The sequence below is a fragment of the cf. Phormidesmis sp. LEGE 11477 genome (assembly GCF_015207105.1).
Classification (GTDB): domain Bacteria; phylum Cyanobacteriota; class Cyanobacteriia; order Phormidesmidales; family Phormidesmidaceae; genus Phormidesmis.
Genome location: NZ_JADEXO010000145.1, coordinates 1 through 13,834 on the forward strand (window position 1 = coordinate 1; position 13,834 = coordinate 13,834).

Genomic DNA, 13,834 nt, shown 5'->3' on the forward strand with positions numbered 1-13,834 from the left:
CCACTCGCGTTCACGCTCGCCCCCTCCCGCCAATCGAGATCATCGACATGCGAAAAGAACTGCACGAGGGCAATCGGACTATCTTCAGTCGGACGCTGCAAACTGCCCTAGAGAATCTAGTCGAAACCGGCAACCAAGGAATCTTGTTCATTCATCGCCGTGGGCACAGCAGCTTTGTGTCCTGTCGTAGCTGCGGTCATGTGATGGAGTGTCCTAATTGCGATGTATCGCTGTCTTATCATCAAACCCACACTGACGCGACGGCCAGGTTGCGGTGCCACTACTGTGGCTTTAGCCAGGCTCATCCAGATAAATGTCCTGAGTGCCTATCGCCCTATCTCAAGAATTTTGGCAGCGGCACGCAGCGGGTAGTAAATGATCTAGCCAGGTATCTACCGCAGATTAAATGCATTCGTTTTGATAGCGATACGACCCGGAATAAGGGGGCACATCGGGCGCTGCTGGCCCGGTTTGCGAAAGGGGAAGCGCAGCTGCTGGTAGGCACGCAGATGTTGACGAAAGGCATTGATCTGCCACAGGTGACTTTGGTCGGCGTGATTGCGGCAGATGGATTGCTGTTTATGCCCGATTTCAGAGCGAGTGAGCGGGCGTTTCAGACGCTGACGCAGGTGGCGGGTAGATCGGGTAGAGGTGAACAGCCAGGGCGGGTGATTGTGCAGACCTATAGCCCTGAGCATGCGGTTATACAGGCGTTGAGTTCTGGCGGAGCGGATGAGCTAGAAGCAGCGCAGCCAGCAGGCGCACAGACGGCTCAGCCTGAGATGACTGGTCAATATGGTCGGTTTTTGCAGCAGGAATTACGCGATCGCGCTGAGCTTCAATATCCGCCATCTGGTCGTTTGATTCTATTGCGGCTAAGCGGATTCGAGCCTCAGGCGGTAGAGAACGCCGCCGCTAGACTGGCTGACAAACTAGCAGCCCTGAAACTAGAAGACCAGGATCAGGATGCTGGCTATGATTTACTAGGCCCGGTGCCTGCGCCTATCTACCGGGTAGCGCGTCGCTATCGCTGGCATATCTTGCTAAAGCTGATGCCAGAAACGCCTTTGCCTAATCTCACTCGCCTGCGGCCACCCAAAGGAATTAGCCTGACGATCGACGTCGATCCACTGAATCTGTCTTGAGCGCTGAATTTGTTCATGATTATGGGCTTGGATACAAACTGTTTGATCTCTAACCGATAAAAGCAAGTAACAAATAGAGTTAAGTGGCAACAGCTTGACCAGTGCTTAGACAGGCGTCAACTCGTGAAGTACAAGTAGGCTGCTAGGGGTAGCAGGTTGGCGACGATCAGCAGTGCTTTGGTCCAGCGCGATCGCAGCTTGCCAAACACATATACGCTGGCCGCTACCATCAGCACCAGCTCTATGCGGCCAGCAATAACGCCGTAGTGATTCGGATCCCAATACGACACGGGGCTCTCAAACCGAAAATTGCTCAGCGGCCAAAAGTGACGATGGGCGTCGTCATTATGTACGGGCAGATCTTCTAAGCAGTGCAGCACAATGCTGGCAAACAGCAGCGCTACGCCAGTGCGTTTGGCATAGACCATAATGCCAACTCCCAGCAAAGCTAGTGGAATGGAATTAAAAAAGTCAAAAAGGAGCTGCCAGCCAGGTCTGTAGTATTCCGTCCGCCAAATCTGTGACTCTGGCATATCGACCACAAACTTCAGCCAGAAATAAAAGCCAAACATCGCCAAATCAGGAATCAACGCCCCCCAAATGATGAGCGGATTCCACTGCGGCTTTTGCTTGCGGCCTAGCAAGGCGAGATTAAAGATGGCATGGGCCGGAGTATTCATAGTGCTAAAGCTGTGGTTTCGAGATCCGTGGTTTCGAGAGCTGTGGTTTCGAGAGAATGCAGCCTTTTCCACCGAAACGTTACAGTAAAGGAGCTAATTCAACCTTAACTTTTGCTGATGAAACCTGTTCCTGCAATTGCGCTGCTCTCGCTACTTGCGTTGGGTGCCGCTTCGATCATCACCAATCCCAACGAGAATGACTACGCAGACTACCTAGCTCAAAATATTTCCGTTGAGACCAAAGAGACGCTCTGCAATCCAGAAGGATTCAGCAACTGGTTAGGAAAAGTAGGCGCTGTCATTAGTGAGGCTTGCCAAGGAATAGTGACAGGTGGAAAAGCACTCACGGAGGACGAACTTCAGACCATTATCAAAGACGAAACAGAATACAAAAATCGTTTGTTCTTCAGCACGTATGATACTCAGATGCCAATTGGAGACGACTATCGAGCAGTCGGGATCTTCGGTCAGTTCATCTTGCAAGAACAAGCCTCTGAAGCAGAGAGCGAATGAATCAGCCTAGCATCATCAGACCAGTTTATCTGGACTGCAACGCGACTACACCTGTCGATCCTCGGGTGCTGTCAGCGATGCTGCCTTTTTTTACTGACTATTTTGGTAATCCTAGTAGCCTCAACCATAGCTATGGGTGGGAGGCCGAGGCAGGCGTGCAGCAATCCAGAGAGATTTTAGCAGCGGCGATCGCAGCCGATCCGGTTGAGATTATCTTTACTAGCGGCGCTACCGAAGCCAACAATCTCGCGATTAAAGGCATCGCTGAATCCTACATGGGTGAAGGCCGACATCTGATCACTGTGCAAACAGAACATAGCGCTGTATTAGAGCCCTGTCGCTATCTAGAAACCTTGGGTTTTGAGGTGACCTATCTACCGGTTCAACCCGATGGCTTGATTGAGCTAGAGACATTAGAAAACGCCTTTCGCCCAGACACTATTTTGGTCTCGGTGATGGCTGCAAATAATGAGATTGGTGTGCTACAGCCCCTTGAGAAGATAGGGGAGATGTGCCGCGATCGCCATGTCCTTTTCCATACAGACGCGGCTCAAGCCCTCGGCAAAATTCCGCTAAACGTGCAAAAAATGCACATTGATTTACTTTCTATGACCGCGCACAAGCTCTATGGCCCCAAAGGAATCGGAGCCTTGTATGTTCGTAGGAAAAATCCCCGCGTGCAGATTTCACCTCAGCTACACGGCGGTGGTCAAGAGCGCGGCATCCGCTCCGGTACACTCTACCCACCGCAGATTGTGGGATTTGGCGAGGCAGTGAGATTGGCCGTAGCAGAAATGGAGACAGAGTCTGAAAGATTGATCGCGTTACGCGATCGCCTTTGGCAGCAGCTATCGCTCCTTCCTGGTGTTCAGCTCAACGGTCACCCTACACAGCGCCTGCCGAACAACCTCAGCATCAGTATCAATAGCGTTGAAGGGAGTACTCTGCTTGCAGCCCTACAACCTGATATCGCCATCTCGTCAGGCTCAGCTTGTAGCACGGAAAAGCTAGCATCCTCTCACGTAATCGGGGCATTAGGGCTCAGAGATAGACTCGCAAGAGCAACCTTGCGATTCGGGCTAGGAAGAGCCACTACTAGATCAGACATTAATAAGGCCATAAAGCTTGTCCGTAATAGTATAAGAATGCTCCAAGAGAAACCTATTGACTTCTAAATACCGGGAAGACTATCGAGGCCGTCCGGTCTAGGAATAAGTGTGAAGCTACCGCATGGTGAATCATCTAGCTACGAGCAAATTATTACCAAACTGGAAACTTACTCTCTTAATTTCAGCCATTTAAGAGGAAAACACAAAGCCCGACTCTTTCGTTCGATATTAGGCGTTACGATAGAAAACAAAGAAATATTAGCGATCGCCTTAACTGATATCGCTGTGACAGGTAACGCCGAACTAACAGGTAATAGTCAATATGGAGCGCACTACAGAATTGACTTTCCGCTGACAACTAGTATTGGCACCTCAATGATTTGCAGTACGTGGATCGTTCGTACAGAAGAGAAATTTCCAAACTTGGTGAGCGTCTATCCTATCAAAAGCAAGTGAGGTCTTTATCTATGATAAGCATTCAAATGCACGACGTAGTCGCACTTTTGAAGGACACAAAAACGCAGTTCTTTCCCAACGGTCGCGATATCCTCCTTAAAAAGGGTCAAATAGGAACTGTTGTCGAAGAGTACAACGGCGGTGAGGCTTTCGAAGTGGAATTTTCTGACAACGATGGCCAAGCATACGCAATGGTTACTCTCAAAGCTGAGAATCTTATGGTTTTGTACGACCAGCCTGTAGAGCTTGCTATAGCCAGTTAAGACTTGCAGATTGGTCAATCCCTGCGACAATGAAAGCCGACTTCTTTTGTGCAATCCCTTCACCTGAGAGATCATGGCTAAACAAACGCGGCGTAGCTTATTGGGTGGACTGTTTGGCCGCAAATCTGGCAAGTCTTCGCCCCTGACCATTTCGGTGATGCTGATGTACATTGGCATTGCGATCACGGCGGTCTTTGTCTTCGTGGCGCTGTTTGCCCCGCTGATGCAAAGCTGGGGCTGGATACAAGATCCGACCGCCGGCCTGACGAATCCGATTCATGAACCGCCCTCGGCAGCGCATTGGTTTGGCACTAGCCGCCAGGGTTATGACGTATTTTCTCGAACGCTGTTTGGCACTCGGGCCGCTTGGCGAGTGGTGCTGCTAGCAACGGCGATGAGCGTAGTAGTTGGGGTGCCATTAGGCATGCTAAGCGGCTATCTAGGCGGCAAAATAGACCGGGCGCTGCTGTTCTTTATGGATACGATCTACACGCTGCCGGGGCTGCTATTGTCTGTAACGCTGGCCTTTGTGGTGGGGCGCGGGGTGCTAAATGCGGCGGTGGCGCTGTCGATTGCGTATGTGCCGCAGTATTACCGAGTGGTGCGAAACCATACGGTGAGCGTGAAGACGGAGCTATTTATCGAGGCGGCGCAGTCTATGGGCGCGTCTACCTGGGCCGTGCTATCGCGCTATTTGTTCTTGAATGTGGTGCAGAGCGTTCCGGTGTTGTTCACGCTCAATGCAGCGGATGCAGTTTTGATTCTAGGAGGCTTAGGCTTTCTGGGCTTGGGCTTGCCAGAGTCCATACCGGAATGGGGCGATTCTTTGCGGCAGGCTTTGGATGCGCTGCCGACTGGGATCTGGTGGACCGCCCTATTTCCAGGACTGGCCATTACGATGATGGTAACCGGACTGTCGCTAATCGGCGAAGGACTCAACGAGTTTATCAACCCTTTGCTGCGCCGCGAGAATTGGGACTAGCGGGATTGAGACTAACAGAATTGGGATTAACGGAATTGGGATTATTGATATAGCGATCGCGTCATGACAGCACAACTCTACGATGCACTCATCGCCCAGCTAGTCGCACATCCTAGTTTGACAGTTGCTGCGGTGCTAGATCAGATACTCTCTAGCAAAGGCCACGCCATGCAGCTTTCGGATCAGCTAGCACAGATCGATCGACTTAAAGGGTGGCTAGACAGCTTTCGACCATTACCGAGCTCCGTCGTTCGCGAGCTCAAGCAGCGCTATGACGTTCGCTTTACCTATCAATCCAACGCCATTGAAGGCAACACCCTTAGCCAGAGCGAAACTGAGCTAGTGCTGTCTAAAGGCATCACCATTGGTGGAAAAACGCTGATCGAACATTTGGAAGTGGTCGGTCACAAGGAAGCCATTGACTATATTGAATCGCTGAGCCAGGCTGAATCCCCAATAGGAGAATGGGAGATTCGCCAGATTCACGCTCTAGTGACGAGGAAGATATCGCCAGATGAGGCAGGGCGATATCGACAGCTAGATGTAAAGGCCGCTGGCACCGACTATGTTTATCCCCCTTATTATTTGCTGCCTGGGCTGATGAATGAATTTGTTCAGTGGCTGCAGACCGCAGGGCGGCAAACGCATCCTGTGCTGTATGCCAGCGAAGCTCACTACCGCTTTGTCTCTGTTCATCCTTTTGCTGATGGTAATGGCCGTACTGGGAGATTGTTGTTGAACTTGCTGCTGCTAAGAGCGGGGTTTCCGATTGTGAGTATCTCTAATGAAAGAAGAACAGACTATATCGACGCACTATCTGCCGCGCAGCAGTCGCAAGATGATCTGAGTTTGTTGTTTTCGTTAGTTTGTGACATGGCGATCGCATCTCTCATAGAAACGCTTTCCGTAGTCGCCAGTGCCGCCGAAAGTAGGACAAAAGGTCAGCCTTTTTACCAGGAAGTCATTGCTTTTTTGAAATGACCGTTGATCGGTAGAAAGGGGTGACCAGAGAACATTTGATACCCGTATGCTTTTTACTTACGGGTGGTTAGCCATAGGTTATTTGATACGATCTAAAAGCTCTTTTTTCTCACATACTATGCCGATTGGTCGTAGGCTTGTACGCTTTGCTGAGTATGTCTCTGTGTCGGCTGCTGTTGTGGGTGCGATCGCCACGCTCACTACTCAGCAGCCTGCCTACGCCGTCGCGCCGCTGACAGTTTCTGCCGCACTCAGTTTGATCGATCGCCAGCAGCGATCGCAGCAGCTAGACAAAACTATTCAGGCAACCTCTCAAAAAATACAAGACTTTACAGCTAGCACACAGCAATTAGAACAGCGTCTGCATACGGTTGAGCCTTTGCTCCACCGTCAAGAAGAAGTAGAAAGCCTGGTTAGCGCGATCACTCAGCAAAATACCCAGATCAGATCAGAAGCAAAGACGATGGCTCAAGCTATCGAGAGCCTGTCTAGCGATTTGCGGAACCAAACGAAAGTACAGACAGATACCGCCTTAGCGGGCATGCGGAGCGCTCTCGACGATTTATCTAGTCAAATAGCCCTAACACAAAATTTGCAAAACGCTCAAACTGAAGCGCAGCAGCAGAGTGATGCACGGCAAATAGCAATTGCAACGAGCGTTTCTCAGCTAGAAAATCAAATAGAAGGGCGTGTCTCTGGGCTGCTGGCAGATATTGAAAGCTTTAGAACAGATCTTGAGGCGATCACGCTACAGCTATCCGAACAAACGACAATTCTAGAAACGCTAGCGGTCGAAACAACAGAAGATCAGCATGAACCAGACTTTAGCCATGTTATTCCACAGCTACCTACTAGCGATGATTTCGATCTAGATATCAACCTAGGTATAGACTTTGGGACGGGCTATACCAAAGTTTGCCTGAGAGATTTGGCATTAGAGCAGGCAGAAGTCGTGACCTTTGCGCCGCCCACAGACAGCAGGCTAGATCTAGATCAAACCTTAATGCCGACTCGGTTGGCCATTTTAGAAGATGGCACCTTGCTCACCGGATTAACCGTGGCCGAATGGCGAGCGTGCGATCGCCCCATCCGACAGAATATTGATTACATTAAAATGCGTTTAGCCGCGATCGATCTCGCCAAAGAGGATCTAGAGGCTAAAGCGAATCTAGTCGAAGCGCAAGCGGAATGGCGATTGGAAAAGATCGCTGAATTAGATGACGACGAGACGGTTAAGAGCCTATGCGCTTATTATTTGAGTCAGGTAATCGCGCGATCGCAGCAGTGGGCTATCCAGAATAGACCGGAAATCTTTGCGAATCGATCTGTTCGCTGGAGCGTCAATCTAGGCGTTCCAGTCGAGTATTGCGACTCTATCGCTCTCAAGACCTTTGAGAAAGTGCTGGCGATCGCGTGGCTGCTCAAAAGTACTGACATCGATACATCAGCGCTGACTATCGATAGCCTCAACCGGTTGACCAAACATTTAGAACAGTGGGCAAGCACGGATGAACAGATCAATCAGCTAGACTGCACCACCACCCCAGAAATTGTCGCCGCTATGTGGTCGTTTATTAACTCGCGTCAGGCCCAAGAAGGATTCTACACCTTCTTTGATATTGGCGATGGGACGCTAGATGGAGCCGCTTTTCTCTTCGATCGTACCGATGGCAGCCGACAGGTAGACTGCTATATCGGTAAAGTAGAACCTCTAGGGGTGAGTGCTTTCGTTGAAAAAACCGCAGACGAACTCCAGCTAACGCCTGAAAGCATCCGCCATTCTCTGAGCAATTTGTCTGATAGCCCACTCAACGATCAGCTTCAAAACAGCAGTACGCGCAACAAAATCCAACGAATGGTGGCTGCGGTGGTAATGGCAGGCAATGAAAAACATCAGAAGATACGACAGTTCTCCGTCAAAAAAGATATTGGAGAAAATCTCAAAGTCTTTATCGGCGGCGGCGGTGGCAATACAGAATTCTTTCCCGATACTATCGAGTCAACCCACAGCGATTTTAGACAAGGGAACGCTGATATTCCGCCTTACAAGCTGCGACAAATTCCGACGCCAGAAGATCTCACCGTCAACGGACTCGATCAAAGAGATTTCAATCGATTTGCGATCGCCTACGGTCTTTGCATCCCCGAAGGAGAGAACCCAGAGATTAGATTACCTAGTCAGTTTCAGACAATAGAATCAGGCGCGGAAATCTCTAACTATACGCCCGAAAGATACGAAGATAGCCGCGATCTAATGTAGAAATATCTTGCTCTTTATCTTTCTTTGTTGATTAATGGTTGAATCCTCTCGCATCGCCTCAAACGACTGGAATCCTGAACAGCCCGATCAAGATGTTCGGATCAAGGCGAATCCTGGCAGACGCGGTAAAACCACTGGTAAAGTGCGCCAGGCGGGTACCCGCACACTAGTCGAGATTCGGTTCGGCCCTGCTGAGAAAATCTTCAAGCCTAAGAACTTACTAGAGCTGTGTAGTGAAGACGAAAGTATAGAAGAATTGCTCAGACAAGGCAGATTCGGCGGCCCTGACGATCTTAGAAGAATTCTCACTTTTGAGAAGATAAAAGGCAAGCTGACCAATGTGTTCTATAGCATGGAGTCTAGTCAAACAGACTTTTATGCCCATCAGTTCAAACCGGTCCTGAAATTTCTAGATTCTCCCGTCGGCAGAATTCTAATCGCCGATGAAGTGGGCTTGGGTAAGACCATCGAAGCGATGTACATCTGGAAAGAGCTTCAGACCCGCGCGGATGCTAGGCGAATACTAATTGTCTGTCCGGCCATGCTGCGTCAAAAGTGGAAAGATGATCTGGCTCAAAGGTTCAATATCTTTGCAGAGGTTGTCGATGCGAAAGACTTACTAGGACGCACCAAACTTTGTCTAGAAAGTCAGCAAACCCAATCATTTGCCTGTATCGCTAGTTTAGAAGGGTTGCGGCCTAGCGGTAATTGGGAGGATTCTAGCACTAAAAACGCCCGCGCTGAATTCGCCCGGTTGCTAGACGCCAACCCTGCTGATGATGAATTTGGCTTGTTCGATCTTGCCATTATCGACGAAGCCCACTACCTCAGAAACGCAACGACCGCTAGTAATCTGATTGGTCGTCTTATTCGTGATGCTTCGCGCTATCTACTGCTTCTGACAGCGACTCCTGTCCAGATTGACAGCTCTAATCTATTTCAACTGCTGCGGCTAATTAGTCCAGACGACTTTTTTAGCGAAGATATCTTTGGCAACATGTTAGGTGCTAATCAACCCGTTGTGAATGCCTTAAGATATCTGTGGGCTAATCCTCCAGAACCCAAGAAAGCGAGAGATTTTGTTGACCAGGCTTTGAAATCTCATTACTTCAAAGATAGCTATCTACTCGGTCAGGTTAGAGAAAAGCTAGAACAATCACTCCAAAGCGATTCGAAACTAGAAGAATCTGATCGGGTAGAGCTAGGTTATAAGCTAGAAAAAACTTCTCTACTCGGTCAATACATTACTCGTAGCCGGAAGCGTGACGTTTTACCCAACAGGGTTAAGCGCGATCCTCAAACGTTGACCGTTGAGTTTTCACCATTGGAGCGAAAATTCTATGACGAAGTGACCGAAGCCATCCGAAATCAGACGAAGGGCAAAAGAGGCGTATCGCTGCTGAGCTTGATTGCTCGTCAGCGGCAAATGGCAAGCTGTATGGTAGCAGCGCTAGAAACCTGGCGAGCGGACAATAGTCTCCAGGGTTTGGTAGAAGAGTCGCTTTGGGAAGATATGGGCGTTGCTTCTCGGCTGCATAAAACGGCTGAAGGAGAAGTCTTATCAGATGCCCCGCTTCGCTTTAGGCGAGTAAGCATCTCGAATCTAGAAGCTGAGGATAGTAAGTACAACAAGCTGAAGAATTTTCTAAATAGCGAATTAGCCAAAGATGCGACTCAAAAGTTTGTGATCTTCGCTTATTTTCGAGGCACGCTGAAGTATTTAGAGCGGCGGCTGCGGGCGGAAGGGATTTCGACGGGGCTGATTATGGGTGACATGGGCGATCGCAAATGGGAAGTCGTCCAGCAGTTTCGCCAAGATGATGGCCCTTCAGTCTTGCTATCGTCTGAAGTCGGCAGTGAGGGCATTGATTTGCAGCACTGTCGGTTTTTGGTGAACTACGATCTGCCGTGGAATCCGATGCGGGTAGAGCAGCGCATTGGCCGCCTAGATCGGCTCAACCAAAAAGCCGAGCGCATTTCGATTGTGAACTTTAGCCTAAAAGATACAGTTGAAGCCGAGATTTTAGAGCGATTGTACAACCGGATTCGTATTTTTGAAGAAAGCGTAGGTGATATTGAAGGGATCTTAGGTGAGATGACCGAAAAGCTGATGCTAGAGCTATTTGAGGAATCCCTAACCCCTGAAGAAGAACAGCGTAGAATCGAACAGACGGCGACAGCATTGGAGAACAAACGGGTGCTGCAAGACGATCTAGAAAAGGAAGCCGTGAACATGCTGGCTTTTTCTGATCATATCTTAGAAGCCATCGAAGAGAGCAAAAAGCAAGGCAGGTGGCTACAGCCTGATGAGGTTTATGCCTTTGTTCAAGACTGTTTTGCTCGGTACTACCCCGGAACAGTAATCGCCCCACAGCAAAATTCTAGTCTGTTCGATATTACGCTTTCTGAAAAAGCCAAAGTTGATTTGCAGTTTTTTATCTCTCAGAACCGCTGTGCTACCCCTACGCAGTTACACACCTCTAGTTCGCCTGTTAGCTGCTTTTTTGATCCCAAAGTCAAGGGAAGTATGGGCAAGCGCAATGAGCTATTAGATCCGACACACCCATTGATTTTGTGGATACGCGATCGCTACACCACCGCCGCTCAAAAGCTACATCCTGTCTCCGCTATTTGCACCACTACCAAACAAAGCAAGCTAGAAGCCGGTCTCTACGCCTATGCTATCTCCCTGTGGACGTTTACAGGGCTCAGAACAGAAAGTCAGATTGCCTACAAGCTAATCAACATAGAAGATGATAAATTGTTAGACAATCAAGTCTCAGAATCTGTTCTATCAACGCTAATGCAGATCGGCCAGCTCAAACCTAACGCCAGTAGCTTCATCGCAGATATTGATAGCGTCATCAAAGCCCAGGTCCGCTGCAAAGAAGATCTAGAAGACTCTTTTGGAAAAGCGCTAGAAGACTTTTACGAAGAAAACGATAGCCGCTGCGACATTCAAGAGAAAAGTGCCCGTGCCTTTGCCGAAAGAAAGCAGCGTGAACTGACGGCTCGCCTAGAGAAGTTCAAACAATCTGGAAAAACTCGTATTATTCCAGCGACTCAAGGACAGCTGAACAAAGTGAATAGAGAGTTAGAAGTGAAGCTAATTAGCATTCAACAGAAACGAGATGACGTGAACCCTGATCAAAAAGAGCTGGCAGCGGGTGTAATCTTCGTAGAAGCGACGTAGAAAAATAGATAATTAACGGCTGTAATGATCTATGTATTTTCATGCAGATCTTGCGACTTTCTCATCTTTTAGTAAGGGGTGATTGGCATCGTGAAATGAATTGAGATTGGGCTTTTTTTGAAAGGAACTTTAGCGATGAAACAGATCAAGCGTCAACTGTCTAATTCTTTTGTCTTGATAGCGGCCAGAGGGCTGGTGGCTAGTGGATGGGCGATCGCGCCTGCTGCTAGCGCTGTTGAATCTTAGAGTCACTACTGTTCAAGTTCGCAGTGGTGAAGTGGTAGAGATAGACGATATCACTCAGAATTTTCGCGCTAGACAAAGAGAACAGATCAGCAGTCAGCCGTCTGATATCGTTAGTTCCGCAGTAATGTCTGTCGTAAGTTCTCCTGAGCAGAGCCAAGCTGTGGCTGTAGAAAACCTATCAAGTTCGCCCAGTGCGATCGCTGGTATATAAGGCGTTAGCGACGTTCACATAGACGGTTTCCGAAGGGAGAATAATCGGCGTAGCAATGTCCATCCGTCAGCTATCAACTGTGATGGCGATCTGACCCAAGAGATTGACACGTTCAAAACTAGGCTGATAGGGTGGGTTTTATGGCTGCGATCGCACTGTCAATCTTCAAGCACCCGTTTGAGCAGAGATAGCCGCGATGATCGGCCCACCGCCCCGAAAAATTTAAGCCGCTGACGATGACTGCTGGAACAGCCACCGACAGCTAGCCCCCGACACTAGCAAGCAGTGAAGGAGGTTGTGGTTAATCATGCCATAGCCACCCTGACTTTTAGCAAGTTGGGGTGGCTTGAATTTTTCGCGGGGCTTTTTTCCACCGCTCATTTTGACTGTCGTTTTGACGATCTACTTGAGCAATCCGTAACCACACTGGAGAAAACCCGTGAAACCCACAACCTTCCTCGCTGATCGCCCTGCCATCGGTGATCTACAATCCGCTGCCCTGCGATCGCCTTTGCAAATCTCACCGCTACCGCATCTCACGCCATCCGGCAGCGCCCCCGGCGAGTCCATCCGCCACATCCTGCTCGGCAAACCCGACGCCATCCGCCAAACCATCCATCTGTTGCACACGCTGCACTACACCGAAACCATCCTGTGGAGTCCGGTGCTGATGATTGAAGAGGCGCTGGTAATTACGCCCGCGCAAGGAGAGGCAATTAGTTTGCTGAGAAAGCAGCTCTAGGGCTGTTGCACTGTGAACGTGCGGTCTCTACGTACGTTCACAGTGTGAGAGAAGCTCAAAGGAAACACTCAGTGAAGGCTGAGCGACTAGGCCAAACTCAGACGGATTTTCACCTTCAAGGTATAGGCTGACAGCTTCTCCTAGATTCTTTGAGGTTTCGTCTAGCGTAGATCCTTGAGTAACGACAGCGATCTCTAGACATTCTGCACAATAGCCGCTTTCCTCACCTAGCCAAATAACGGCATGAATGTTCTGCTGTAATGGAATCACTTTGCTTGTTACTCCAGTGGATTTCATTCTACAGAAGGGCTGTTCTCGTGCATCAAGTATTCAAGGCTTGATAGCACAGCGATTGTTAGTCAGTGCAACTAGCGATCTCGTATCCTCCAAGTTTACGGCAGATGAATGCCTTGCTTCGCGAATTTATCAATCAACGATTCGCCGTAAGGACAATTCTCCTTATCACCTTCTTTGCATCTAGCACTGCTATCTATTGTTCCGGTCAGACCGATCAGCAGCTCAGATAATGGCTTTTGCTGTATTCCAACAGGAGTGATGAATCTATCATTTAGAGAAGCAGCGGGCTCTGTGGGCGGCTCGGCTGCGGGCTGTGCATCTTCTAACTGCTCAGATAGCTGTGACGCTATCCAGCTTGCTGGACTCATCCCCTGTGCTTGAGCAACCGCAACTAGGCTGCGATAGATTTGTTCTGGAAGGGTTAATGTGTGTTCTATCATGGCTACTTAGAAGCGATCACATAAACACAATACTAACTGATTATTTCTATCGGGTTTTCTGCGGATCACATACGCTCATGTCAGCGAAGTGATCGAGCAGCTCGCGGTGGATGAAGCGAAAGCTGCCGCCGACCTGCTGAGTCAGGCGGCGTTCGGTGGTGTATCGAAGGAACTGAGCGTAGTTGAAAGGAACGCAGCTTCCGCCCTTTTGTAGCCTTTATAGAGTCTTTTCACCAAAGGTGATATGCAATTTACTTGATATCATATACGCTATCATGCTAGGCATGAGTACGTGTTTAGCGTATCGCTACGGAAC

15 protein-coding genes are annotated in these 13,834 nt (G+C 49.2%); 11 read left to right on the plus strand and 4 right to left on the minus strand.

The genetic code is table 11. The annotated features are described in order from the left end of the window. Positions 1–1,145: primosomal protein N' (gene priA, locus IQ256_RS25645; protein ID WP_193858542.1), on the plus strand; the 1,145-nt coding region annotated here is incomplete at its 5' end. 116 nt (positions 1,146–1,261) lie between these two features. On the opposite strand, the gene IQ256_RS25650 is transcribed toward priA, so the two are convergent. Then, positions 1,262–1,825 carry a hypothetical protein gene (locus IQ256_RS25650; RefSeq protein WP_193858543.1) on the minus strand — a complete coding sequence of 188 codons (564 nt, stop codon included), beginning with the start codon at positions 1,823–1,825 and terminating at the stop codon, positions 1,262–1,264. Between the two features lie 117 nt (positions 1,826–1,942). Between IQ256_RS25650 and IQ256_RS25655 the strand changes: the two genes are divergently transcribed. The 9 genes from IQ256_RS25655 to IQ256_RS25695 all read left to right on the plus strand — a co-directional run bounded on the left by IQ256_RS25655 (position 1,943) and on the right by IQ256_RS25695 (position 12,039). Beyond that, a complete protein-coding gene (locus IQ256_RS25655; RefSeq protein ID WP_193858544.1) occupies positions 1,943–2,338 on the plus strand; it encodes a DUF4359 domain-containing protein in 396 nt (131 codons plus the stop codon). Then, entirely contained in the window at positions 2,335–3,513 is a 1,179-nt protein-coding gene (locus IQ256_RS25660; RefSeq protein WP_193858545.1) for a cysteine desulfurase family protein, read from the plus strand. Before IQ256_RS25655 ends, IQ256_RS25660 begins: the two co-directional genes overlap by 4 nt. Before the next feature lie 42 nt (positions 3,514–3,555). After that, positions 3,556–3,903, plus strand: a complete 348-nt coding sequence (locus IQ256_RS25665; protein WP_193858546.1) for a DUF6883 domain-containing protein — start codon at positions 3,556–3,558, stop codon at positions 3,901–3,903. 11 nt (positions 3,904–3,914) lie between these two features. Beyond that, entirely contained in the window at positions 3,915–4,166 is a 252-nt protein-coding gene (locus IQ256_RS25670; RefSeq protein ID WP_193858547.1) for a DUF4926 domain-containing protein, read from the plus strand. 73 nt (positions 4,167–4,239) lie between these two features. Continuing rightward, positions 4,240–5,148 (plus strand): ABC transporter permease, encoded by a 909-nt coding sequence (locus tag IQ256_RS25675; RefSeq protein ID WP_370623547.1) that lies wholly within the window; start codon positions 4,240–4,242, stop codon positions 5,146–5,148. 63 nt (positions 5,149–5,211) lie between these two features. Beyond that, positions 5,212–6,129 (plus strand): Fic family protein, encoded by a 918-nt coding sequence (locus IQ256_RS25680; protein ID WP_193858548.1) that lies wholly within the window; start codon positions 5,212–5,214, stop codon positions 6,127–6,129. Between the two features lie 118 nt (positions 6,130–6,247). After that, positions 6,248–8,389, plus strand: a complete 2,142-nt coding sequence (locus IQ256_RS25685) for a hypothetical protein (RefSeq protein ID WP_193858549.1) — start codon at positions 6,248–6,250, stop codon at positions 8,387–8,389. 34 nt (positions 8,390–8,423) lie between these two features. Further along, positions 8,424–11,582, plus strand: a complete 3,159-nt coding sequence (locus IQ256_RS25690; RefSeq protein WP_193858550.1) for an SNF2-related protein — start codon at positions 8,424–8,426, stop codon at positions 11,580–11,582. 202 nt (positions 11,583–11,784) lie between these two features. Further along, complete coding sequence (locus tag IQ256_RS25695; protein WP_193858551.1) at positions 11,785–12,039, plus strand: hypothetical protein; 255 nt, start codon at positions 11,785–11,787, stop codon at positions 12,037–12,039. A gap of 222 nt (positions 12,040–12,261) precedes the next feature. On the opposite strand, the gene IQ256_RS29855 is transcribed toward IQ256_RS25695, so the two are convergent. Further along, positions 12,262–12,420, minus strand: a complete 159-nt coding sequence (locus IQ256_RS29855; RefSeq protein WP_228025279.1) for a hypothetical protein — start codon at positions 12,418–12,420, stop codon at positions 12,262–12,264. Between the two features lie 58 nt (positions 12,421–12,478). Here IQ256_RS29855 and IQ256_RS25705 point away from each other — a divergent pair, with 58 nt between their 5' ends. Continuing rightward, positions 12,479–12,781: a hypothetical protein gene (locus IQ256_RS25705; RefSeq protein ID WP_370623548.1), complete on the plus strand. Its 303-nt coding sequence runs from the start codon at positions 12,479–12,481 to the stop codon at positions 12,779–12,781. Between the two features lie 27 nt (positions 12,782–12,808). Here the strand turns inward: IQ256_RS25705 and IQ256_RS25710 are convergent, their stop codons facing one another. Continuing rightward, a complete protein-coding gene (locus IQ256_RS25710; RefSeq protein ID WP_228025280.1) occupies positions 12,809–13,051 on the minus strand; it encodes a type II toxin-antitoxin system HicB family antitoxin in 243 nt (80 codons plus the stop codon). A gap of 122 nt (positions 13,052–13,173) precedes the next feature. Beyond that, complete coding sequence (locus IQ256_RS25715; protein ID WP_193858554.1) at positions 13,174–13,518, minus strand: hypothetical protein; 345 nt, start codon at positions 13,516–13,518, stop codon at positions 13,174–13,176. Between the last annotated feature and the right edge of the window lie 316 nt (positions 13,519–13,834).

Excerpts from the sequence above, each read along its gene's own strand:
- IQ256_RS25650 (WP_193858543.1), bottom strand. The coding sequence starts at position 1,825 with ATGAATACTCCGGCCCATGCCATCTTTAATCTCGCCTTGCTAGGCCGC.
- IQ256_RS25655 (WP_193858544.1), top strand. The coding sequence starts at position 1,943 with ATGAAACCTGTTCCTGCAATTGCGCTGCTCTCGCTACTTGCGTTGGGT.
- IQ256_RS25660 (WP_193858545.1), top strand. The coding sequence starts at position 2,335 with ATGAATCAGCCTAGCATCATCAGACCAGTTTATCTGGACTGCAACGCG.
- IQ256_RS25670 (WP_193858547.1), top strand. The coding sequence starts at position 3,915 with ATGATAAGCATTCAAATGCACGACGTAGTCGCACTTTTGAAGGACACA.
- IQ256_RS25675 (WP_370623547.1), top strand. The coding sequence starts at position 4,240 with ATGGCTAAACAAACGCGGCGTAGCTTATTGGGTGGACTGTTTGGCCGC.
- IQ256_RS25680 (WP_193858548.1), top strand. The coding sequence starts at position 5,212 with ATGACAGCACAACTCTACGATGCACTCATCGCCCAGCTAGTCGCACAT.
- IQ256_RS25685 (WP_193858549.1), top strand. The coding sequence starts at position 6,248 with ATGCCGATTGGTCGTAGGCTTGTACGCTTTGCTGAGTATGTCTCTGTG.
- IQ256_RS25690 (WP_193858550.1), top strand. The coding sequence starts at position 8,424 with ATGGTTGAATCCTCTCGCATCGCCTCAAACGACTGGAATCCTGAACAG.
- IQ256_RS29855 (WP_228025279.1), bottom strand. The coding sequence starts at position 12,420 with ATGAGCGGTGGAAAAAAGCCCCGCGAAAAATTCAAGCCACCCCAACTT.
- IQ256_RS25715 (WP_193858554.1), bottom strand. The coding sequence starts at position 13,518 with ATGATAGAACACACATTAACCCTTCCAGAACAAATCTATCGCAGCCTA.